The organism is Streptomyces sp. NPDC096046 (assembly GCF_040303285.1).
In the GTDB taxonomy this organism is placed as follows: domain Bacteria; phylum Actinomycetota; class Actinomycetes; order Streptomycetales; family Streptomycetaceae; genus Streptomyces.
The window spans coordinates 185,819-206,514 of record NZ_JBEOSZ010000002.1 but is presented as its reverse complement, the minus strand read 5'-3'; the positions used below and the strand labels follow the sequence as shown (position 1 = coordinate 206,514).

Annotated in this window: 21 protein-coding genes; 7 read left to right on the top strand and 14 right to left on the bottom strand. The window is 71.8% G+C overall.

The window, feature by feature from the left end:
- Positions 1-24: 24 nt before the first annotated feature.
- The gene (locus ABTX62_RS03320) at positions 25-741 is read right to left on the bottom strand and encodes a lysophospholipid acyltransferase family protein (protein ID WP_352114572.1); all 717 of its coding nucleotides are present in this window, start codon (positions 739-741) and stop codon (positions 25-27) included.
- Between the two features lie 376 nt (positions 742-1,117).
- Here ABTX62_RS03320 and ABTX62_RS03315 point away from each other — a divergent pair, with 376 nt between their 5' ends.
- The gene (locus tag ABTX62_RS03315) at positions 1,118-1,573 is read left to right on the top strand and encodes an RpiB/LacA/LacB family sugar-phosphate isomerase (protein WP_352114571.1); all 456 of its coding nucleotides are present in this window, start codon (positions 1,118-1,120) and stop codon (positions 1,571-1,573) included.
- A 1-nt stretch (position 1,574) separates the two neighbouring features.
- On the opposite strand, the gene ABTX62_RS03310 is transcribed toward ABTX62_RS03315, so the two are convergent.
- From ABTX62_RS03310 to ABTX62_RS03285, 6 genes are all read right to left on the bottom strand, one after another.
- Positions 1,575-2,813 (bottom strand): PP2C family protein-serine/threonine phosphatase, encoded by a 1,239-nt coding sequence (locus ABTX62_RS03310; protein ID WP_352114570.1) that lies wholly within the window; start codon positions 2,811-2,813, stop codon positions 1,575-1,577.
- Positions 2,814-2,878: 65 nt separating this feature from the next.
- The gene (locus tag ABTX62_RS03305) at positions 2,879-5,338 is read right to left on the bottom strand and encodes a SpoIIE family protein phosphatase (protein ID WP_352114569.1); all 2,460 of its coding nucleotides are present in this window, start codon (positions 5,336-5,338) and stop codon (positions 2,879-2,881) included.
- A 245-nt stretch (positions 5,339-5,583) separates the two neighbouring features.
- Positions 5,584-5,862 (bottom strand): hypothetical protein, encoded by a 279-nt coding sequence (locus tag ABTX62_RS03300; RefSeq protein WP_352114568.1) that lies wholly within the window; start codon positions 5,860-5,862, stop codon positions 5,584-5,586.
- 61 nt (positions 5,863-5,923) lie between these two features.
- On the bottom strand, positions 5,924-7,159 hold the full coding sequence (gene rocD, locus ABTX62_RS03295) for an ornithine--oxo-acid transaminase (protein ID WP_352114567.1): 1,236 nt from the start codon (positions 7,157-7,159) through the stop codon (positions 5,924-5,926).
- Positions 7,156-7,977, bottom strand: a complete 822-nt coding sequence (gene ddaH / locus ABTX62_RS03290; RefSeq protein ID WP_352114566.1) for a dimethylargininase — start codon at positions 7,975-7,977, stop codon at positions 7,156-7,158. Before ddaH ends, rocD begins: the two co-directional genes overlap by 4 nt.
- 126 nt (positions 7,978-8,103) lie before the next feature.
- Positions 8,104-8,622: an Lrp/AsnC family transcriptional regulator gene (locus tag ABTX62_RS03285; RefSeq protein ID WP_352114565.1), complete on the bottom strand. Its 519-nt coding sequence runs from the start codon at positions 8,620-8,622 to the stop codon at positions 8,104-8,106.
- Positions 8,623-8,678: 56 nt separating this feature from the next.
- Here ABTX62_RS03285 and ABTX62_RS03280 point away from each other — a divergent pair, with 56 nt between their 5' ends.
- Genes ABTX62_RS03280 through ABTX62_RS03265 form a run of 4 tightly spaced genes read left to right on the top strand, consistent with a single transcriptional unit; the run spans position 8,679 to position 12,728 of the window.
- Positions 8,679-9,428 (top strand): LytR/AlgR family response regulator transcription factor, encoded by a 750-nt coding sequence (locus ABTX62_RS03280; protein WP_352114564.1) that lies wholly within the window; start codon positions 8,679-8,681, stop codon positions 9,426-9,428.
- 2 nt (positions 9,429-9,430) lie between these two features.
- Positions 9,431-9,793, top strand: a complete 363-nt coding sequence (locus ABTX62_RS03275; protein ID WP_352114668.1) for a hypothetical protein — start codon at positions 9,431-9,433, stop codon at positions 9,791-9,793.
- Positions 9,794-9,801: 8 nt separating this feature from the next.
- Positions 9,802-11,517 carry a sodium/solute symporter gene (locus ABTX62_RS03270; protein WP_352114563.1) on the top strand — a complete coding sequence of 572 codons (1,716 nt, stop codon included), beginning with the start codon at positions 9,802-9,804 and terminating at the stop codon, positions 11,515-11,517.
- Positions 11,514-12,728, top strand: a complete 1,215-nt coding sequence (locus ABTX62_RS03265; protein WP_352114562.1) for a sensor histidine kinase — start codon at positions 11,514-11,516, stop codon at positions 12,726-12,728. The genes ABTX62_RS03270 and ABTX62_RS03265 overlap by 4 nt, the downstream gene beginning before the upstream one ends.
- 4 nt (positions 12,729-12,732) lie before the next feature.
- On the opposite strand, the gene ABTX62_RS03260 is transcribed toward ABTX62_RS03265, so the two are convergent.
- The 5 genes from ABTX62_RS03260 to ABTX62_RS03240 all read right to left on the bottom strand — a co-directional run bounded on the left by ABTX62_RS03260 (position 12,733) and on the right by ABTX62_RS03240 (position 17,348).
- On the bottom strand, positions 12,733-12,912 hold the full coding sequence (locus ABTX62_RS03260) for a hypothetical protein (protein ID WP_283970897.1): 180 nt from the start codon (positions 12,910-12,912) through the stop codon (positions 12,733-12,735).
- Between the two features lie 80 nt (positions 12,913-12,992).
- Complete coding sequence (locus ABTX62_RS03255; RefSeq protein ID WP_352114561.1) at positions 12,993-13,943, bottom strand: cytochrome c oxidase assembly protein; 951 nt, start codon at positions 13,941-13,943, stop codon at positions 12,993-12,995.
- Positions 13,944-14,130: 187 nt separating this feature from the next.
- A complete protein-coding gene (locus ABTX62_RS03250) occupies positions 14,131-15,156 on the bottom strand; it encodes a 6-phosphofructokinase (protein ID WP_352114560.1) in 1,026 nt (341 codons plus the stop codon).
- A 201-nt stretch (positions 15,157-15,357) separates the two neighbouring features.
- Complete coding sequence (locus ABTX62_RS03245) at positions 15,358-16,086, bottom strand: type 1 glutamine amidotransferase (protein ID WP_352114559.1); 729 nt, start codon at positions 16,084-16,086, stop codon at positions 15,358-15,360.
- 23 nt (positions 16,087-16,109) lie between these two features.
- Positions 16,110-17,348 (bottom strand): MurT ligase domain-containing protein, encoded by a 1,239-nt coding sequence (locus ABTX62_RS03240; RefSeq protein WP_352114558.1) that lies wholly within the window; start codon positions 17,346-17,348, stop codon positions 16,110-16,112.
- Between the two features lie 158 nt (positions 17,349-17,506).
- Between ABTX62_RS03240 and def the strand changes: the two genes are divergently transcribed.
- Positions 17,507-18,046: a peptide deformylase gene (gene def, locus ABTX62_RS03235; protein WP_352114557.1), complete on the top strand. Its 540-nt coding sequence runs from the start codon at positions 17,507-17,509 to the stop codon at positions 18,044-18,046.
- Between the two features lie 74 nt (positions 18,047-18,120).
- Here def and ABTX62_RS03230 read toward each other — a convergent pair whose 3' ends face one another.
- Positions 18,121-18,765 carry a TetR/AcrR family transcriptional regulator gene (locus ABTX62_RS03230; RefSeq protein WP_352114556.1) on the bottom strand — a complete coding sequence of 215 codons (645 nt, stop codon included), beginning with the start codon at positions 18,763-18,765 and terminating at the stop codon, positions 18,121-18,123.
- Positions 18,766-18,937: 172 nt separating this feature from the next.
- Between ABTX62_RS03230 and ABTX62_RS03225 the strand changes: the two genes are divergently transcribed.
- Positions 18,938-20,161 carry an acyl-CoA dehydrogenase family protein gene (locus ABTX62_RS03225; RefSeq protein ID WP_352114555.1) on the top strand — a complete coding sequence of 408 codons (1,224 nt, stop codon included), beginning with the start codon at positions 18,938-18,940 and terminating at the stop codon, positions 20,159-20,161.
- Here the strand turns inward: ABTX62_RS03225 and ABTX62_RS03220 are convergent.
- Complete coding sequence (locus ABTX62_RS03220) at positions 20,158-20,679, bottom strand: cupin domain-containing protein (RefSeq protein ID WP_352114554.1); 522 nt, start codon at positions 20,677-20,679, stop codon at positions 20,158-20,160. The two genes, ABTX62_RS03225 and ABTX62_RS03220, sit on opposite strands and share 4 nt — an antisense overlap.
- Positions 20,680-20,696: the final 17 nt, after the last annotated feature.

Sequence of the window (20,696 nt, the reverse complement as noted above, 5' to 3'; positions counted from 1 at the left end):
ACCGGCCTCTGCCGACAGCAGAGCTCAGCGCAGCGGCAGGCGGCGGAACTTGCGCTCCTTGGCGGCGGCCTCCTCGGCCTTCACCACGGCCGCGTACCGATCGACGTACTCCTGCTCGGACAGGGAGAGGATCGCGTACATGATCTCGTCGGTGATGGCGCGCAGAACGGCCTTCTCGTTCTCCATGCCCTCGTAGCGGGAGAAGTCGAGGGGCTCGCCGAAACGGATCTTGACGGGGTGGAGGTTGGGGATGACCTTGCCGGGCGGCTGGGCCTCGAAGGTGCCGATCATGGCGCAGGGGATCACCGGGACGCCGGCCTTCAGAGCCATCACCGCCACTCCGACCTTGCCCTTGTACAGGCGGCCGTCGTGCGAGCGGGTGCCCTCGGGGTAGATGCCGAGCAGCTCGTCCTTGCTCAGCACGCCGAGGCCCTCGCGGATCGCCGCCTGGCCCGCGTCCTTGCCGGAACGGTCGACCGGGATCTGGCCGGCGCTGCGGAAGAAGAAGGCCGTCAGACGGCCCTTGACGCCCGGACCCGTGAAGTACTCGGCCTTCGCGAGGAAGGTGATGCGGCGCTTGAGGATCGCGGGCATCAGGAAGTGGTCCGAGAACGACAGGTGGTTGCCGGCGATGATGGCGGCGCCCTCCGCGGGAACGTGATCCAGGCCCTCTATACGAGGCCGGAAGACCAGTCTCAGCAGCGGGCCCAGCAGCACGTATTTCAGCAGGTAGTAGAACAAAGCGGGCGCTCCTCGACTCTCGCAGTGGACTCAACCGCCGCGTTCCAGCAGGTCAACCGGCATGTCGTGGGGTGCCAGTGTAGGTGCAGGCGTGGTCGCCGGGCACCTCGTGCGGCCGGACCGCACAGATCCTTCGCCAATTGACTGATGGTCAGTCAGGAAGACGCGCGGCGGTGGTGCTCGTGCGGCCGTGACGGTGGTGCTCGTGCGGCTGGGGAGAACCACGGGGCCGGCGTGCTGCGCCGTCCGGGTGACGGGCAAGCCGAACGGGAGGCGCGGCGCGATGGCGGGGGTGCGTGGCGGGCCCGCGGTTCTTGCGGGCGGGCAGCCGTGGTGGCCGCCGGCCCGCGCCGCCTCGGCGAGTAACCTGCCAGACATGCGGATCTCTGTTTCCTCGGACATGGACGAACCCGTCGCCCGCCTGCTCGTGGCCGCCCTGCGCGAGCGGGGGCACGAGGTGCGCCCGCACGGCGCGCTGCGCCCGGGGGAGGACCCCCAGTGGGCGGTGTGCTCCGAGGCCGCCGCCCGCGAGGTCGCCGACGGCACGGCCGACCAGGCGGTGGTCTGCTGCTGGACCGGCACGGGCGCCTCGATCGCCGCCAACAAGGTGCCCGGCGTGCGGGCCGCCCTGTGCACGGACGCCTACACGGCCGACGGGGCACGCCGCTGGAACGACGCCAACGTGCTCGCGCTCAGCCTGCGGCTGACGTCGCAGCCGCTGCTGACGGAGATCCTCGACGCGTGGTTCGCCGGCGAGCCCAGCGCGGACGCCGAGGACCGGCAGAACATCGACCGTGTCCGGCTGCTGGACCACGGCAGGACCCCCAGGTAGATCACAGACGCACGATGATCAGCGCGGTGTCGTCGGTGGCGCCGCCGGGCGGCAGCAACTCCGACAGCACGGTGTCGGCGAGGGTCTCGAGGTCCTGGTCCCGATGGTCGCGCAGGGCGTCCGCGAGCCGGCCCAGGCCCGTGTCGATGTCCTCGCGCCGCCGTTCGATCAGGCCGTCGGTGTAGAGCGCGAGCGTCGCGCCCGGCGAGAACGTGGTCTCCGCCTGGGGTCTGCGGATCGGGTCCGGGCGCGCGTCGAGCGGCGTGTCCGTGGCCTGATCCAGAAACTCCGTGCGGCCGTCGGCGTGGACGAGCACCGGCGGGGGGTGACCGGCGCTGCTGTACGTGATGACGTGGCGGTCACAGTCGATGAAGGTCGTCACGGCGGTCGCCGACTCGGCCCCGTCGATCACATGGGCGTAGCGCCCCAGCACGTCCAGGGCCTGGGCCGGCCCCGCCGAGACCCGGGAGGCCGCGCTGAGGGCACTGCGCAACTGGCCCATCACCCCGGCGGCCGCCAGCCCGTGCCCGACCACGTCGCCCACGGACACGCCGATACGGTCGCCGCCCACCAGATCGACCAGGTCGTACCAGTCCCCGCACACGTTGAGCGCGCCCACGGCGGGCCGGTACCGGACGGCGGCCCGATGGTGGCCGACCTGCCGGGGAGCGGGCAGCATCGCCTCCTGCAACGCCAGCGCCACCTCGCGCTCCCGGGAATGGGCCTGGCGCAGCCGCTCGTTGAGCTCCTGCAGCTCCCGGGCACGGGTGTACAGCTCGGCCTCCAGCACCCGGGCCCGGCTGCCCCGGTCCCCCGGAGCGCCGCCCCGGGCCCGGATCAGTTCCGTGACCTCCTCCACGCGGTGCAGAATCAGCGCGACCTTGCCGTCCGAGCCCAGCAGCGGCGCGTTCACCGGGCTCCAGTAGCGCTGCTGCCACTCGCCGGGCCGCTCGGGATCCTGGACGTCGTAGCGCTGCAGCGCCATGGTGTCGCGTTCCCCCGTGGCCAGGACGCGGTACAGCGAGGCCTCCAGGTTGCGCATCCCCGACGCGGCCGGATCGGACGGGTTGTCCGGGAAGACGTCGAACAGGTACTTGCCGATCAGCTGCTCCCGTGAGCGGCCGGAGACCCGGACGAACTCCTCGTTGACGTCCGCGTACACCAGATCGGGTGTCAGGAGCGCCACCATGCCGGGCAGGGCCTTGAACACCGCCCCGTAGTCGATCGCCGTGTCCGCCATGGCTGCCGCCTCACCGCCGCCGGATCACACCAGTTTCGCACGGTATGGAGGATCCTCAACCGGCTTCATCCGGGGAGGTCCGTCAGTGACTGCTCGGCCCAGATGATCTTCCCTTCGGGGACGAACCGCGTGCCCCATCGCTGCGTGAGCTGGGAGACCAGCAGCAGCCCGCGCCCGCCCTCGTCCGTCGTACGGGGATGACGCAGATGGGGTGCGGTGGCGCCGCCGTCGAGAACCTCGCACATCAGGGCCCGCTCCCGGATCAGCCGCAGCCGGATGGTCCCGGTGGCGTACCGGATGGCGTTGGTGACCAGCTCGCTCACCACCAGCTCCGTGGTGAAGGCCAGCTCGTCCAGGCCCCAGCGCGCGAGCTGCCGCGTGGCCGTGCGGCGGGCGTCGGCGACCACGGCCGGGTCCGAGGGCAGTTCCCAGGCCGCGACCTGCTCGGTGCCGAGACGTTTCGTCCGGGCCATCAGCAGCACCACGTCGTCGTACGGGCGGGCCGGGACCAGCGCGTCGACCACGGCCCTGCAGTACGACTCGAGCGGACCCGCCCGCTCCAGCGCCCCGCGCAGCCGCTCCCGGCCCGCGTCGACGGCCCAGGTCTCGCCCCGGGCCAGCAGTCCGTCGGTGTGCAACGCGAGCGTGCTGCCCTCCGCGAGGGACAGCTCGACCGCCTCGAAGGGCGGGCCGCCCACGCCGAGCGGCGGCCCCTGCGGCAGGTCGACGAACACGACCGAGCCGTCGGGCAGCACCACGGCCGGTGCGGGGTGCCCCGCCGCGGCCATCGCGCACTCCCCGTCGACCGGGTCGTAGACGACGTACAGGCATGCCGAGCCCACGCACTGCGTGCCCGCGGCGCCGACCGTGCCCGGCTCGGCGCCCTCCTCCCGCGCCGACCGCGCCACCAGGTCGTCGAGATGCGCCAGCACCTCCTCGGGCGGCAGATCCAGAGCCGCCAGCGTCCGTACGGCGGTCCGCAGCTGTCCCATGGCCGCCGCGGCGTCGATGCCGTGCCCGGGCACCTCGCCCACGACCAGCGCGACACGCGCCCCGGACAGCGGGATCAGGTCGTACCAGTCACCGCCCAGTCCGGTCAGCTCGTCGGCCGGCCGGTAACACGCGGCGACCTCGACGGCGTCCTGCTCGGGCAGCCGGTGGGGGAGCAGACTGCGCTGCAGGACGAGCGCGGCGTCCCGTTCCCGGGTGTAGCGGCGGGCGTTGTCCACACAGACGGCCGCACGGGCGACGACATCCTCGGCCAGCCGCAGGTCCTCCGCGTCGAAGGGCTCCCGCTGGTGGCGCCGGTAGAAGGTCGTGATGCCCAGCGTCGTGCCGCGCGAGCGGATCGGCACGGCCATCACGCTGTGCAGACCCAGCTCCCCGAATGTGGCCCTGCGGCCGCTCGGAGTGTCCGTGGTCCAGTCCCGGATCAGCGGGTCGAGCCGCTCCTCACGCCAGGACCGTCCCGTGGCCAGACAACGGAAGGGGGGCGTCCCGGCCCGGAAGGCGACCACCTCGCCGATCGCGATGACGGCCTCCGTGAGGTCGTCCTGTACGGACCGGTATCCGGCGCGGCGCAGCTCCACCGGCTCCCGCGACTCCGCGAGCGGTCCGGGAGCCGGCTCGGCTCCCCGCAGCACCGACTCCAGCAGGTCCACGGTGACGAAGTCGGCCAGCCCCGGCGCGGCCACGTCCGCCAGCTCCTGGGCGGTGCGTGTGAGGTCCAGACTGCGTCCGATGCTCTGGCCGGCCCGGTCGAGCAGCGCCAGCCGCTGCCGCGCGCGGTGCCGCTCGGTCATGTCGACGACCGTGTAGTACACACCGATCGGATGACCCCGGTCGTCCTCGAGCCGGGTGAACGACAGCATGTGCGCCGTCTCGCGCAACGGTGCCGAGCGCACATGACCCACGTGCTCGTAACCGATCACCGCCTCACCGGTCTCCAGCACATGCCGCATCTGCGCCTCGACCGCCTGGGCGTCCATGCCCGGCTGGACGTCCGCGAAGCGCAGACCGAGCCGTCGCGCCGCCGGACCGCCGCCGAACTGCTCCAGGGCGGCGTTCGACCACACGAAGCGCAGGTCCGTGTCCACGATCGCGATACCCACCGGGGCACCCGCCGTCAGCTGTTCCAGGACCGTGCGGCTCATGTCCCAGCCGGGGGCGTCGGCCAGCTCCGACAGGAGCATCAGCCAGCGCGACCCGCCGTGCGCCTCCTCGGCCGAGGCGATCCGGGCCACGACTTTCACCGGCTGCCCGTCCCTGCGGCGGGCCGTCAGCAGCCCCGTCCAGCCGCCGTCCCCGCGGCACCGCTCGACCAGGTCCGGCACGCGCTGCGCGTCCTCGGCGACCAGCAGATCGGTCAGTTTCCTGCCGACCGCCTCGGAAGCCGGGTACGCCAACAGTCGCCGGGCACCGCTGGTCCAGCCCGTCACCACGCCCTGTGGATCGAGCAACAGGGGCGCCGCGTCGGCCACGTCGAACCGCTGCCGGGCACCGCCGTACTCGTCGTCTGCGCCCACGGCCGACCTCTCTGTCGCTGAGAGTGGTCTACCACCTCTTGCCCCAATCTTCACCCTTCCGGCGACAGCGGGCGGCCTGGGCGGGGCCGGTGGGGTGGGGACGGCCCACCGGCCCCGCGTGATCTCGACGGACAAGGGGACGGCGCGTCGGGGCGGAGGCGGCGACACCCTCGGAGCACCTCGCGCTGTCGCCCGGGATCCCCGTCGTCGCCCTGATCAAGGCGACCGAGGTGTCACTCGCCACCTCACCGGGCCTCGAGGTGGCCGGGCAGTCCGGGGCCGGGGGCCAGACCCGGGTCGGGAAGCTGGGCACCGGCGGCGTGAACGACGAACCGCAGGACCTCGCCCTCCCGCGTGAACACGCCGGTGAACGACGGGAGGCGTCCTCGCCGGACCAGCCGGTACGGGCGCCGACCGCGTCGGGCCGGACGGTTGTGCCCGGGCGCGGGCGCAGCCGTCAGCGCCTGCGCGGTCCGTCTGCTCCGCGTCGCCGACGCCCCGCCGAGGGCCCGCCACCGGGCCATCCGCTCCTGCCCGCCTCGCGGGGGACCGTGTCGCTCCCCACCCCGGTGGCGGCCCGGCCGCTCACCCCAGTGCCTTCTCCAGCGCCGCGAGCGCCCCCCGCAGCTCCTCGGCCGTGATGGTGAGCGGCGGGGCCAGGCGGATCGTCGAGCCGTGGGTGTCCTTCGCCAGGATTCCCTCCCGCATGAGCCGCTCGCTGATCTCGCGGCCCGTGCCGAGCGCGGGGTCGACGTCCACGCCCGCCCACAACCCACGCGAGCGGAAGCCGACCACGCCCTTGCCGACCAGCCGCGTCAGTCCGTCGCGCAGGATCACGCCCAGCTCGGTCGCCCGGCGCTGGAACTCGCCCGTCTCCAGCAGTTCCACCACCGCCGTACCGACCGCCGCCGCCAGGGGATTGCCGCCGAACGTCGAGCCGTGTTCCCCGGGATGCAGCACCCCGAGCACCTCCCGGCGCCCGACCACCGCCGACACCGGCACGATCCCGCCCCCCAGCGCCTTGCCCAGCAGCAGCACGTCCGGCACCACCGGCTCGTGCTCGACCGCCAGTGTGCGGCCCGTGCGGCCGAGCCCGGACTGGATCTCGTCCGCGATGAACAGGCAGCCCTTGCGGCGGGTCAGCTCCCGCACGCCCGCCAGATAACCGTCCTCGGGGATGATCACCCCGGCCTCGCCCTGGATCGGCTCGATCAGCACCGCCGCCGTCGTCTCGTCGACCGCCGCCTCCATCGCGGCCAGGTCGTTGTAGGGCACCACCCGGAAGCCGGGCGTGAACGGCCCGAAGCCCGCCCGGGCCGTCTCGTCCGTGGAGAAGCTGACGATCGTCGTCGTACGCCCGTGGAAGTTGTCCGCCGCGACCACGATCGTCGCCCGGTCGGCCGGTACGCCCTTGACGTCGTAGGCCCACTTGCGGGCCACCTTCACCCCGCTCTCCACCGCCTCCGCGCCGGTGTTCATGGGCAGCACCATGTCCATGCCGGTCAGCGCGGCCAGCCGCTCCGCGAACCCGGCGAGCCGGTCGTTGTGGAAGGCGCGCGAGGTGAGCGTCAGCCGGTCGAGCTGGCGGTGGGCCGCCTCGATCAGCGCCGGGTGCCGGTGGCCGAAGTTGAGCGCCGAGTAGCCGGCCAGCATGTCCAGGTAGCGCCGGCCCTCGATGTCCTCCACCCAGGTGCCCTCGGCGCGGGCCACGACGACGGGCAGCGGATGGTAGTTGTGCGCGAGGACCGGCTCCTCGGCGCGGATCAGCTCCTCGGAGCCCCGCGTCCCCTGCGAGCCCTGGGTGCGGACGGGTGCGGTCATGGGCGGTTCTCCCGGATCTCCTGGGTGCAGCACTTGATGCCGCCACCGGCCTTCTGGAACTCGGACAGGTCGACGGGGACGGGGACGTAGCCGCGGCCGGAAAGCTGCTCGGCCAGGGCCGTCGCCCCGGGTGGGATGAACACATGGCGCCCGTCGGAGACGGAGTTGAGCCCGAACGCCATCGCGTCCTCGCGGGTGGCGAGCACCGCGTCCGGGTACAGCCGGGCCAGCACCTCGCGGCTGCCCGGCGAGAACGCCTCGGGGTAGTACACGATGTTCTCCTCGTCGAGGACGAACAGTGCCGTGTCCAGATGGTAGAAGTACGGATCCACCAGCGTCAGGCTGATCACCGGCGTTCCGAAGTACTCCTGCACCTCGCTGTGGGCCTCCCGGGTCGTACGGAAGCCCGTCCCGGCCAGGATCCAGCGGCCGGACGGCACCAGGTCGCCCTCGCCCTCGCAGACCGACTCGGGGTGATAGACCTCGTAGCCCTCCGCCTTGAACCAGGCCTCGTACGGCACGGACTCCGGACGGCGCTCGGGTGCGTGGAAGAGGGAACCGAAGACGCGGCCGTCGACCACGACCGCCGCGTTGGCGGCGAAGACCATGTCGGGCAGACCGGGAACGGGTTTCACGGTGTCCACGGTATGGCCGTGGGCGCGGTAGGCGTCGACCAGCGCCTGCCACTGGTCCACGGCGCGGAGGACGTCGACGGGTTCGCCGGGGCGCATCCACGGGTTGATCGCGTACTGCACGGCGAAATGTCTGGGTTCGCAGACGAGGTAGCGCCGCCGGCGCGGCACACGGGAGTCGGGCACAGAGGGGTCCCTCCGCTTCCTCACGGTGTGTGACTGGTGATTGACACAACGGTAGGAACCGGCGGAGGTGCCCGACAAGCGACAATGGTTGCGTGTTCGCGCAGGAACGCTGCGTCTTCAGCCCGCTCAGCGCACGTCTGATGCGCCGCCCCAACCCTCTTCGGGCGCCGGATGGGTTGCTCCCGCCTCCGGGCTCTCGGGGAGCAGGTGGGACAGCACCATCACACTGATCGTCTTCCGGATGAACGGCTCCTGCCGGATCCGCTCCAGCACCTCCTCGAAGTGCTCCACGTCCCGCGCCCGCACGTGCAGCAGCGCGTCCGCGCCGCCGGTCACGGTCATCCCCGCGGTGATCTCCGGGTAGTCGCGCACGACCTCGGCCAGCCGCCGCGGCGGGGCGGCGCCCTCGCAGTACACCTCGACGTAGGCCTCCGTGCGCCAGCCCAGCGCCGACGGCTTCACCGTGGCCGTGAACCCGGTGATCACGCCGGTCTCGCGCAGCCGGTCGACCCGCCGCTTGACCGCCGTGGCCGACAGGCCGATCGCCGTGCCGATCTCGGCGAACGACGTCCTGGCGTTCGCCATCAACGCCGTGATGATCTTCCGGTCGAGTTCGTCGAACGGCGAGGACGACCTGCTGTTCATGCGGGCACTGTATCCACGTGTCCGGACGGCGGGGATCACCCCTACACTCCGGGTTCATGCTGCGCGTCCTGGCTGTCGACGACGAACGCCCCTCGCTGGAGGAGCTGCTCTACCTCCTGCGGGCCGATCCCCGGATCGGCAGCGCGGAGGGCGCCGGTGACGCCACCGAGGCGCTGCGCCGCATGAACCGTGCCCTGGAGTCCGGGCCGGACGGGCCGGAGGCCATCGACGTCGTCTTCCTCGACATCCAGATGCCCGGCCTCGACGGCCTCGACCTCGCCCGGCTGCTCACCGGCTTCGCCCGGCCGCCGCTCGTCGTGTTCGTCACGGCCCACGAGGACTTCGCCGTACAGGCCTTCGACCTCAAGGCCGTGGACTACGTCCTCAAACCGGTCCGCAAGGAGCGGCTCGCCGAGGCCGTCCGCCGGGCCGCCGAGCTGCGCGGCGCCGCCCCGCGCATCCCCGTGCACGAACCCGACCCGGACCACATACCCGTCGAGCTCGGCGGCGTGACCCGCTTCGTCGCCGTCGACGACATCACCCATGTCGAGGCCCAGGGCGACTACGCCCGCCTGCACACCGACAAGGGCAGCCATCTGGTGCGCATCCCGCTGTCCACCCTGGAGGAGCGCTGGCGCTCCCGCGGCTTCGTCCGCATCCACCGCCGCCACCTCGTCGCCCTGCGCCACATCGGCGAACTCCGGCTCGACGCGGGCACCGTCAGCGTCCTCGTCGGCTCCGAGGAACTCCAGGTCAGCCGCCGCCACACGCGCGAACTGCGCGACCTGCTCATGAGGAGGCCGTGACAGTGCCCCAGGACCACACCGAACGCCGCGTCGTCGTCACCGGACCGCCCCGGCAGACCCGCCGAGCGGCCTCCGGCTACTACCGCCCGCGCACCGAGATCGACGAGCAGACCACCCTCGGCCACACCTACGTCCGCTCCCTGATGCGCACCCAACTGCGCGCCGCGCTCACCGTGTTCGCCGTCCTCGGCCTGCTCGTCGGCCCGCTGCCGCTGCTCTTCGCGGCGATGCCCGACGCCCGCCGCCTGGAATGGGCCGTCCTCGGCTTCGGCCTCTACGCCCCCCTCGTCCTGCTCGCCCGCTGGTACGTCCGCCGCGCCGAACGCAACGAACGCGACTTCGTACGCCTCGTCGAAGACCGCTGAATCCTCCGATGAACTCCAGCTACGCCATCGCCGCCGTCGCCCTCGTCGTGGTCGCGACGGTCCTCGTCGGCGCCTTCGGCCTGCGCATCTCCCGCACCACCTCCGACTTCTACGTCGCCTCGCGCACCGTCGGTCCCCGCCTCAACGCCGCCGCCATCAGCGGGGAGTACCTCTCCGCCGCCTCCTTCCTGGGCATAGCGGGCCTGGTCCTGGTCCAGGGTCCCGACATGCTCTGGTACCCGGTCGGCTACACCGCCGGCTATCTGGTCCTGCTGCTGTTCGTCGCCGCCCCGCTGCGCCGCTCCGGCGCCTATACCCTCCCCGACTTCGCCGAGGCCCGCCTCGCCTCCCAGGCCGTGCGGCGCCTGGCCGGTGCCTTCGTCGTCGGCGTCGGCTGGCTGTACCTGCTGCCCCAGCTCCAGGGCGCCGGACTGACCCTGACCGTGCTGACCGGAGCACCCGACTGGCTCGGCGGAGTGATCGTCGCCGTCGTCGTCACCGCCATCGTCGCCGCCGGGGGCATGCGCAGCATCACCTTCGTCCAGGCCTTCCAGTACTGGCTGAAGCTCACCGCCCTGCTCGTCCCCGCCCTCTTCCTGGTCCTCGCCTGGCAGAGCGACGGCGCCCCCCGGCACGCCTTCGACGAACCGGCCACCTTCCGCGAGCAGCGCGCCGTCCTCGTCGAGGACGGCATCGACCTGAAGCTGGACCGCCCCCTGCCGGTCACCGTGACCGGCACCGTCGACGGCCGGACGCACACCGAGGCCCGCCTCACACTCCCCGCGGGCACCCACCACATCGAACGCGGCACCCGCCTCACCTTCGCCGCGGGCGCCCCCGTCCCCCGTGCCGGGGGCAGCGGCGGCGGCGACCTGTCCCCGTCCCAGGCCGAGAGCCGCCAGGAACGCCCCCTCTACGCCACGTACGGGCTGATCCTCGCCACGTTCCTCGGCACCATGGGCCTGCCGCACGTCGTGGTCCGCTTCTACACCAGCCCGCACGGCGTCGCCGCCCGCCGCACCACCGTCGCGGTCCTCGGCCTGATCGGCGCCTTCTACCTCCTGCCACCCCTCTACGGCGCCCTCGGCCGCCTCTACGCCCCCGAACTCACCCTCACCGGCGATCCGGACGCCGCCGTCCTCCTGCTGCCCGACCGGATGATCGGCGGAGTGGGCGGCGATCTGCTGGGGGCGCTGGTCGCCGGGGGCGCCTTCGCCGCGTTCCTGTCCACGGCCTCGGGGCTGACCATGGCGGTCGCCGGCGTCCTCACCCAGGACGTCCTGCCGTCCCGGGGCGTGCGGCATTTCCGGCTCGGGACGGTCCTCGCCATGGCCGTGCCCCTGGCGGCGAGCGTCCTGGTCGGCGGGCTGCCGGTCGCCGACGCCGTCGGGCTCGCCTTCGCCGTGTCGGCGTCGTCGTTCTGCCCGCTGCTCGTCCTCGGCATCTGGTGGCGGCGGCTGACCCCGCCCGGCGCCGCCGCCGGGATGCTGGTCGGCGGCGGTTCCGCCCTGCTCGCCGTCGCCGCGACCATGGCGGGCTACCCGGGCGAGGGCGCCGCACTGCACGCCCTGCTCGCCTGGCCCGCGCTGTGGTCGGTGCCGCTGGGCTTCCTCACCATGATCCTGGTGTCCCTGGCCACCCCCGGCCGGGTCCCGCCCGGCACCGGGGCGATCCTGGCCCGGTTCCACCTGCCCGAGGAACTGCGCACGGAGGTGCCGGCATGAGCGGCTTCCTGGCGGGCCTGTGCGTCGCGGTGCTCCCGGTGCTCGCCCTGGGCGTCTGGCTCGGCCGGCGCACCGCCCGGGCCACGAGCCTCGCCGGCCTCGGCACACCCGTCGAGCACGCCACCTTCGAGACCCTGCACACCGCGTCCCTCGCCGCGCCCCCGCTGCGGGCCGGCCTGACCGAGGAGACCGCCCGCAAGTCCGCCCGCAAACTGCGCTCGCTGCTCGGCACGGACGCCCTCTGCCTCACCGACCGCGAGCAGGTCCTGGTCTGGGACGGCGACGGCGACCATCACCGCACCGAGATCATGGAACGCCTCGCGAACTCCCTGGAGACCGGCCGCGGTGAGGCCTTCGAGCTCACCTGCGACAGCCTCGACTGCTCGGCGCGCTGGGCGGTCGTCGCCCCGCTGACCGTCGACGACCGGGTGCACGGGGCTCTGGTCGCCTGTGCGCCCCGCGAGTCGGCCGTCCTGGTCCGGGCCGCCGGCGAGGTCGCCCGCTGGGTCTCGGTCCAGCTGGAACTGGCCGATCTCGACCAGTCCCGCACCCGTCTCATCGAGGCGGAGATCAAGGCGCTGCGGGCGCAGATCTCCCCGCACTTCATCTTCAACTCGCTCGCGGTGATCGCCTCGTTCGTCCGCACCGACCCCGAGCGAGCCCGCGAGCTGCTCCTGGAGTTCGCCGACTTCACCCGCTACTCGTTCCGCCGGCACGGCGACTTCACCACCCTCGCCGAGGAACTCCACGCCATCGACCACTACCTGGCGCTGGTGCGGGCACGCTTCGGCGACCGCCTCTCCGTGACCCTCCAGATAGCGCCGGAGGTGCTGCCGGTGACCCTGCCGTTCCTGTGCCTGCAGCCGCTCGTCGAGAACGCCGTCAAGCACGGCCTGGAGGGCAAGGCCGTGCCCTCGGGCAGGTGCCACATCCAGATCACCGCCCAGGACGCGAGCGCCGAGGCGCTCGTCGTCATCGAGGACGACGGCGCCGGCATGGACCCGGGTCTGCTCCGCCGCATCCTCGCCCGCGAGGTCAGCCCCTCGGGCGGCATCGGCCTCTCCAACGTCGACGACCGGCTCCGCCAGGTCTACGGCGACGACTACGGCCTCGTCATCGAGACAGCCGCGGGCGCGGGCATGAAGATCACGGTCCGGCTCCCGAAGTACCAGCCGGGCGTGCACTCGGCGGCCCGGCTGACCCGGGAGTGAGCCGTCAGGTGCTGCGCGCGGTCACCACCAGTCCCAGGGTGATCAGACCCAGGACGACCCAGCCGAACCACAGCCAGCCGTTGCTCCCGAGCGCCACCGTGTAGGCCGTCACCAGGACCAGCCCGCCCACGGTGATCACTCCCATGGTCTTGGTCGAGTTGGAACCGTTCGTGGAACCGGGCATCGCGGCACCCTCCTCATGGTTCGGTTCCTCCATGGTGCCTGGCGCAAGCCCGGCGCGCACGGCCCGTACACGAGTCGGGTTCAGCGCCCCTGCGTGTTCAGCGAGGCCAGATAGGCGTTGTACGCCTCGAGTTCCTTGTCCCCGTCGCGGTCGGCGGCCCGGTCCGTGCGCCTGGCCTGCCGCTGGTCCGAGGCGTACCACTGGAACAGCAGGGCGACCAGCACCAGCACGGACGGGATCTCGCTGAACGCCCAGGCGATGCCGCCCGCCGCGTTCTGGTCGGAGAGCGCCTCGATACCGAGCGAGGCGGGCGGGTTCTCGAACGTCTCGATCATCGGCGCGGACGCCATCATCAACGCGATCCCGAAGAACGCGTGGAACGGCATGCCCGCGAACAGCTCCAGCATCCGCATCAGGTAGCCCGGGCGGTGCGGGCCCGGGTCCACGCCCATGATCGGCCAGAAGAACACCAGGCCCACGGCGAGGAAGTGCACCATCATCGCGATGTGCCCCACCTTGGAACCCATCAGGGTGTCGAAGAGGGGCGTGAAGTACAGCCCGTACAGGCTCGCGATGAACAGCGGGATCGTGAACGCCGGGTGCGTGATGATCCGCATGTACCGGCTGTGCAGGAACATCAGCAGCAGCTCACGCGGCCCCTTGCGGCCCCGGCCCGCGGTCGGCAGCGCCCGCAGCGCCAGTGTGATCGGCGCCCCGAGCAGGATCAGGATGGGCGACACCATGCTGATGACCATGTGCTGCACCATGTGCACACTGAACATGACCATGCCGTAGTCGTTCAGCTGGGTGCACATCATGAGCATGATGGTCAGCACGCCCAGGACGTAGGCGACCGTCCGCCCCACGGGCCAGCCGTCGCCGCGCCGGACGAGCCGCACGACACCCCACCCGTACAGGACCAGCCCGGCCAGGCAGGCGACGAGGAAGAACGGGTCCGCCGACCACTCCAGCCCTCGTCCCAGCGTGAACGGCGGCAGATCCATGGTCATGCCGTGCCCGCTGTGATCCATCCGCCGGCTCCTGTTTCGTGGGGGTGTGCAGCCGTCTGTCCGCCCCAAGACTAGAACCGCCCCCGGTCGTCATTGCGACCGGGGGCGGTACGACGTCTCAGGGGCGCGGGGCTGTGTTCACCACGCGGCTCCGCCGCGTGGGCGCGACAGGCCACGAACGGCCCGCACCCGGCCGACTACAGCGCTCTCAGAGCACGCACTCCGCCTCTTCGTACCGGTTCTCCGGCACGGTCTTCAGCGTCTCGACGGCCTCGGCGAGCGGCACCATCACGATGTCGGTGCCCCGCAGCGCGGTCATGTGCCCGAACTCACCGCGGTGCACGGCCTCCACGGCGTGCCACCCGAACCGCGTCGCCAGCACCCGGTCGTAGGCGGTCGGCGTACCGCCGCGCTGCACATGTCCGAGGATCACCGGCCGGGCTTCCTTCTCGAGTCGCCCCTCCAGCTCCACCGACAGCTGCCGGGCGATCCCGGCGAACCGCTCGTGCCCGTAGATGTCCTTGCCGCCCTCGTCGAACTCCATGGTCCCGGGCTTGGGCTTGGCACCTTCCGCCGCCACGACGATGGCGAAGCGCTTGCCCGCCTCGAACCGCTCACCCACCTTGCGGGTCAGTTCGTCGACGTCGAAGGGCCGCTCGGGGACGACGATGGCGTGCGCGCCGGCGGCCATGCCGGAGTGCAGCGCGATCCAGCCGGTGTGCCGGCCCATGACCTCGACCACCAGGACCCGCTGGTGGGACTCGGCGGTGGTCTTCAGCCGGTCCAGGGCCTCGGTCGCCACGCCCACGGCCGTGTCGAAGCCGAAGGTGACGTCGGTGACCGCGATGTCGTTGTCGATGGTCTTCGGCACACCCACGACGGGCAGGCCGCTGTCCGACATCAGCCGCGCGGCCTTGAGCGTGCCCTCGCCGCCGATCGGGATGATCGCGTCGAGGCCGAGCTCCCGGACATGGCCCTTGGCCCGCTCCACGCCGTCCCGCAGATGGGAGGGCTGGACGCGGGAGGACCCGAGGATCGTGCCGCCGCGGGCGAGGATGCCGCCCACCGCGTCGAGGTCGAGCTTGAGGTAGTCGCACTCCAGGAGGCCTTTCCAGCCGTCCCGGAAGCCGATGACCTCGTCGCCGTGGTCGACGACGGCACGGTGCACGACGGACCGGATGACGGCGTTCAGGCCGGGGCAGTCGCCGCCGGACGTGAGGACACCAATGCGCATAGCCCGAATACCTTCTCCACGTGGGCCGGATCCGGACCACGTTGTCCGGCTCGAATCCCCGCCACCCTAGCGGCATCCAGGTCCCGGACCGAAGCACGCGTCCGCCTGCTGGACGACCCCGCTCACCTGTGCGGATGCGCCGTCAGACGGGCTGTTGACCAGCAGGTTGACGCGTTCTTCGGACACGTTGCGGCGCAGCGCTCACGCAGGCTGCTGAGCAGCGGCGATGCGCTCGTTGCGGAGTGCCTCGTACCAGCGGTCGTCGGTCGGGGGCAGCGCGTTGACGTCGAGGGCCAGCTTCAGCATCAGGTCCGCGATCAGCGGGTTGCGCGCGAGTACCGGCCCGTGCATGTACGTGCCGAACACGGTGTCGTTGTACGCGCCCTCCGTGCCGTCGCCCGTGCCGTTGCCGTTGCCGAAGCGCACCCGGGCGAGGGGGCGGGCGGTGGGGCCGAGGTGGGTGACGCCCTGGTGGTTCTCGAAGCCGGTCAGCGGGGGCAGGCCGAGCCGGGCGTCGACGTCGCCCAGCACGTCACCGACGCAGCGGGCGCCCTCGCCGCGCGTCGACACCACGTCCAGCAGCCCGAGGCCGGGCTCGCGCCGGCCGAGGTCGTTGATGAACTCGTGGCCCAGGATCTGGTAGCCAGCGCACACGGAGAACACGATGGCGCCGTTCTCCACGGCCCGGGTCAGCCCGCCGTCCCGGCGCAGCCGCTCGGCGGCGAGCCGCTGCGGACGGTCCTCACCGCCACCGATCAGGTAGATGTCCCCGGAGGTCGGGATCGGCTGGTCGCTGCGCACGTCCAGCCGGGCCACGTCCAGGCCGCGCTGCTGGGCCCGGCGTTCGACGACGAGGACGTTGCCCTGGTCGCCGTAGGTGCTGAGCAGGTCGGGATAGATCCAGACGATGCGCAGTTGGTTGTCGCTCACAAAAGTCCCCTGACGTCTCGTGCTCAGTTGCCGACGCGGCGGCGGAGGTCCTGGAACGCCGTGTAGTTGGCGATGACCTCGATCCGGCCCGGCGGGCAGGCGGCCACGGCCTGGTCGAGGTTGTCGTAGACCTGGAAGTGCTGGTCGGCGACTTCCAGGCGCACCGCCAGGTCCAGGCGCCGGTCGCCGACCACGCAGACCGGGTGGCCGGTCAGGCGCGTGTAGTCGACGTCCCACAGCCAGGAGGTGTCGGTGCCGTCGGCGCCGCGGGCGTTCACGGAGAGGATGACCGGGGTGGGCGGCGGGTCGATCAGGGAGAACGTCTCCAGCCAGCCGGCCGGGTTCTTCGCGAGCAGCAGACGCAGGTCGCGGCCCTGGAACTGGACGACGTCGTAACGCCCGGCCACCGCCTGCACCTGGTACATGCGCTCCAGCGCGACCTGCGGCGGCACCCCGAACACGGCGGCGACGGCGGCCGAGGAGGCGGCGTTGGCCTTGTTGGCGCGGCCGGGCAGCTGGAGGTGGATCGGCCAGGCCGAGCCGTGCGGGTCGAGGACGTGGTCGCCGGAGAGCGCCCAGCTCGGCGTCGGACGGCGGAAGCCGCACTCGCCGCAGAACCAGTCGTCGCCCGGGCGCTGCATCACGCCACCGCACGACGGGCAGGACCAGGCGTCGTCCTTCCACATCTGCCCGGCCGCGACCCAGATCACATTGGGGGAGGAGGACGCCGCCCACACCACCAGCGGGTCGTCGCAGTTGGCCACGACCACGGCCTTGGAACCCGCGAGCCCCTCCCGCCAGTTCTCGGCGAGCATGCGGGTCTCGGCGGCGCGGTCGAGCTGGTCGCGCGAGAGGTTGAGCAGGGCGATGCACTTCGGGGCGGTGTCCCCGGCGACACCGGCGAGGTACTTCTCGTCGACCTCGATGACGCCGTAGCGGGCGTCCGAGCTGCCGGCGAGGGCCGAGGTGATGCCGGCCGGCATGTTGGCGCCGAGCGCGTTGGAGACGACCGGTCCCGCCGCGCGCAGGGCCTCGGCGATGAGCCGGGTGGTGGTGGTCTTGCCGTTCGTCGCGGAGACCAGGATCACGTCCAGATGCTGCGCGAGCCGGGCGAGGAGGTCGGGGTCGAGTTTGAGCGCGACCCGGCCGCCGATCACCGAACCGCTGCCGCGTCCTGCGGCGCGCGATGCCGCCGCGACCGCCTTGCCCGCGGTCACGGCCAGCTTGGCCCGCGGCGAGAGCGGGTCCGAGTTGCCTGCCATCAGTTCTCGATCCTCCTTGCGTACGCGCCGCGCCCTGAAGCCTGACGGCCACGTGGTGTGGACCTCAGCCTATCGAGATCCGTTCGCACTCCCGAACCGCGGCACTGTGGCGAACTCGTGTGGGAGGCGCGGACCGACAGGACCTTACTCTTGCCGCCATGCGACACAGCTCCCTGCCCGGCACCCACGGCCGCGTGAGACCCCTCACCCTGCACGGCGATCCGCTCCTGCACTCGCCCTGCGCGGAGGTCACCGACTTCGGCCCTGAACTGGTCCGGCTCGTCGAGGACTTGTTCGCCACCATGTACGCGGCCCAAGGCGTCGGGCTCGCCGCCAACCAGGTCGGCGAGCCGCTGCGGGTCTTCGTCTACGACTGCCCGGACGACGAGGACGTCCGCCATGTGGGCCATGTGATCAACCCGCGGCTGACCGAAAAGGACGGTGTGGTGATCCGGGGCCCGGAGGGCTGTCTGTCCCTGCCCGGCCTGGAGGCGGGCACGGAACGGTACGACCACGCGGTCGTCGAGGGCTTCACGGCGACCGGAGAGCCGGTCACCGTCCACGGCACGGGGTTCTTCGCGCGCTGCCTCCAGCACGAGTTCGACCACCTGGAGGGCCGCGTCTACGCCGATCACCTCAAGGGCTGGCGCCACCGCAGGCTGATGCGCCAGGTGTCCCGGGCTTCTTGGCGCCGGTGAGGCTGATCTGGCTTTTCCAGGGCGCGGGGAACTGCGCGACCAGCCCCCACCGGCCCGCACACGACTCGCGAGGGTCAGAACCCGGGACCTCCCACCCGATCTCCCGCGGCCGCAAGCCGCCCCCACAGAAGATCAGCCAGACTCCGCACCAACTCCGCACGAGAACAGGGCCGTTCCCCCAGCCACCAGTCCCCGGCGGCATGCATCATGCCGACGATCCCGTGCCCCCACACCCGAGCCAGTTGCTGCCCGCCCGGGCCGAGGTCCAGCCGCTCCTCGATGACCTGTGCCAGCTCCTCGCCCATCCGCCGCAGCAACGGGGCGCTGTGCTTGCCGACGTCGAAGCCCTGATCCCCCTGCTGGTTCCCGTCCGACGGGTGCATCAAGAACCGGTACACCTGGGGCCGCGCCTCGATCGCCGCGAGGTAGGTGTCCAACGTCGCCTCGACCCGCTCCCGTCGGTCCGCCGGCGCGTCCAGCGCCGCCCGCAGCGAGTCCAGCAGCGCGTCGGTGTGCCGTTTGGCGAGAGCCGCGTAAAGTCCGCCCTTGTCGCCGAAGTGCCGGTAGAGGATCGGCTTGGTGATGCCCGCCTCCGCCGCGATCGCGTTCATCGAGGCCTGCGGGCCGTCGCGCAGCACCACCCGGTCGGCGGCTTCCAGCAGCTCACGCCGACGGCGGTCGGCGGACCGTTGCTGCTCGGTCCGCTGCGTGGTGTCCATGTGCTCTCCCCACCCGTGCTGTTTCGCTGACGCCTGCGCAAACTAACACTGAAGCATGCGCGGGAGACCGGACGGGTGCCGACCGGTCGGTAGGAGTTGACTTCGACTACCCGTCGGTAACAGACTGATGTTACCGCAAGTAACATGCACGTGTGCCGCTGGAGGGGACGACATGGCCGAGTTCACCATGGAGCTCAACGACGAACAGAAGGAGGTCCGGGACTGGCTGCACGGCTTCGCGGCCGACGTGATCCGCCCCGCGGCCGCCGAATGGGACGAGCGTGAGGAGACTCCCTGGCCGGTCATCCAGGAGGCCGCCAAGGTCGGCATCTACTCCCTGGACTTCTACGCCCAGCAGTACTTCGACCCCACCGGTCTCGGCATCCCCATGGCCATGGAGGAACTGTTCTGGGGCGACGCGGGCATAGCCCTCTCCATCGTCGGCACCGGTCTCGCCGCGGTCGGCGTCCTCGCCAACGGCACCGAGGAGCAGATCGGCACCTGGATCCCCCAGATGTACGGCGACGCCGACGATGTCAAGGTCGCCGCGTTCTGCTCCTCCGAGCCCGACGCCGGCTCGGACGTCGCCTCCATGCGCACCCGCGCCGTGTACGACGAGGCCAAGGACGAGTGGGTGCTCAACGGCACCAAGACCTGGGCGACCAACGGCGGCATCGCCAACGTCCATGTCGTCGTCGCGGTCGTCGACCCCGAGCTCGGCTCCAAGGGGCACGCCTCCTTCATCGTCCCGCCGGGGACGCCGGGGCTGGCCCAGGGCCAGAAGTTCAAGAAGCACGGCATCCGCGCCTCGCACACCGCCGAGGTGATCCTCGACAACGTGCGCGTCCCCGGCTCCTGCCTGCTCGGCGGCAAGGAGAAGCTGGACGAGCGGCTGGCCCGCGCACGGGAGAAGGCCAAGCAGGGCGGGAGGGTGAAGAACGCGGCGATGGCCACGTTCGAGGCCTCGCGTCCCGCGGTCGGCGCCATGGCGGTCGGCACCGCCCGCGCCGCCTATGAGGTCGCCCTCGACTACGCCATGACGCGCGAGCAGTTCGGGCGCCCGATCATCGACAACCAGGGTGTCGCCTTCCAGCTCGCGGACATGCGGACGTCCATCGACGCGGCCCGCCTGCTGGTGTGGCGCGCGTCCTGGATGGCGGTCAACGGCAAGCCGTTCACCGCCGCCGAGGGCTCGATGTCCAAGCTGTTCGCGAGCGAGACGGCCAAGAGCGTCACGGCCCAGGCCATCCAGATCCTCGGCGGCAACGGCTACACCCGCGAGTACCCCGTCGAGCGGATGCACCGCGACGCGGCCATCTACACCATCTTCGAGGGCACGAGCGAGATCCAGCGGCTGGTCATCGCCCGGACCCTGGCCGGGGTGCCCATCCGCTAACGGTGTCTCAACGGCGTCAGCTGCTCGATGTCGTACCGCGCCCGCAGCTCCTGGATCGCGGCGTGGTCCGGCGGGCCCCCGGCGCCGAGGATCTCCAGCAGTTCCTCGAAATACCGCTCGTGCTCCGGCGGCGGACTCGCCTGGAAGAACACCTTCGCGGGCTCCTCCGTCGGGTTGGCGAAGGCGTGCGGGCATCCCGGAGGCACGACGATCACCGTCCCCGGTGTCGCCCGTACCACCCGGTTGCCCGAAGGGGACTCCCACTGCTGCCAGTGGTCGGGAGTGCGGACCCGAGGCTCGAAGGCGAGGACGTCCAGCTCGCCCTCGAGGACGTAGAACAACTCCTCGCTGCGGCTGTGCACATGGGCGCCCACGTCGAAGCCCGGGGGCACGACCACCTCGAAGGTGGAGGCCGCCCGGGAATGCGTGCCGGTCACCTTGAACGTGACGTGCTGGGCGGGGGTGGCCATCACCCGGCCGTGCCCCGGGGGGACGAGCAGCCCTTCCGTCGCCGTCATGGCCCGCTCACCGCGTC

Excerpts from the sequence above, each read along its gene's own strand:
- ABTX62_RS03315 (WP_352114571.1), top strand. The coding sequence starts at position 1,118 with ATGCGGATCTCTGTTTCCTCGGACATGGACGAACCCGTCGCCCGCCTG.
- ABTX62_RS03310 (WP_352114570.1), bottom strand. The coding sequence starts at position 2,813 with ATGGCGGACACGGCGATCGACTACGGGGCGGTGTTCAAGGCCCTGCCC.
- ABTX62_RS03300 (WP_352114568.1), bottom strand. The coding sequence starts at position 5,862 with ATGGCCCGGTGGCGGGCCCTCGGCGGGGCGTCGGCGACGCGGAGCAGA.
- rocD (WP_352114567.1), bottom strand. The coding sequence starts at position 7,159 with ATGACCGCACCCGTCCGCACCCAGGGCTCGCAGGGGACGCGGGGCTCC.
- ABTX62_RS03285 (WP_352114565.1), bottom strand. The coding sequence starts at position 8,622 with ATGAACAGCAGGTCGTCCTCGCCGTTCGACGAACTCGACCGGAAGATC.
- ABTX62_RS03280 (WP_352114564.1), top strand. The coding sequence starts at position 8,679 with ATGCTGCGCGTCCTGGCTGTCGACGACGAACGCCCCTCGCTGGAGGAG.
- ABTX62_RS03270 (WP_352114563.1), top strand. The coding sequence starts at position 9,802 with ATGAACTCCAGCTACGCCATCGCCGCCGTCGCCCTCGTCGTGGTCGCG.
- ABTX62_RS03265 (WP_352114562.1), top strand. The coding sequence starts at position 11,514 with ATGAGCGGCTTCCTGGCGGGCCTGTGCGTCGCGGTGCTCCCGGTGCTC.
- ABTX62_RS03260 (WP_283970897.1), bottom strand. The coding sequence starts at position 12,912 with ATGCCCGGTTCCACGAACGGTTCCAACTCGACCAAGACCATGGGAGTG.
- ABTX62_RS03255 (WP_352114561.1), bottom strand. The coding sequence starts at position 13,943 with ATGGATCACAGCGGGCACGGCATGACCATGGATCTGCCGCCGTTCACG.
- ABTX62_RS03250 (WP_352114560.1), bottom strand. The coding sequence starts at position 15,156 with ATGCGCATTGGTGTCCTCACGTCCGGCGGCGACTGCCCCGGCCTGAAC.
- ABTX62_RS03240 (WP_352114558.1), bottom strand. The coding sequence starts at position 17,348 with ATGGCAGGCAACTCGGACCCGCTCTCGCCGCGGGCCAAGCTGGCCGTG.
- def (WP_352114557.1), top strand. The coding sequence starts at position 17,507 with ATGCGACACAGCTCCCTGCCCGGCACCCACGGCCGCGTGAGACCCCTC.
- ABTX62_RS03230 (WP_352114556.1), bottom strand. The coding sequence starts at position 18,765 with ATGGACACCACGCAGCGGACCGAGCAGCAACGGTCCGCCGACCGCCGT.
- ABTX62_RS03225 (WP_352114555.1), top strand. The coding sequence starts at position 18,938 with ATGGCCGAGTTCACCATGGAGCTCAACGACGAACAGAAGGAGGTCCGG.
- ABTX62_RS03220 (WP_352114554.1), bottom strand. The coding sequence starts at position 20,679 with ATGACGGCGACGGAAGGGCTGCTCGTCCCCCCGGGGCACGGCCGGGTG.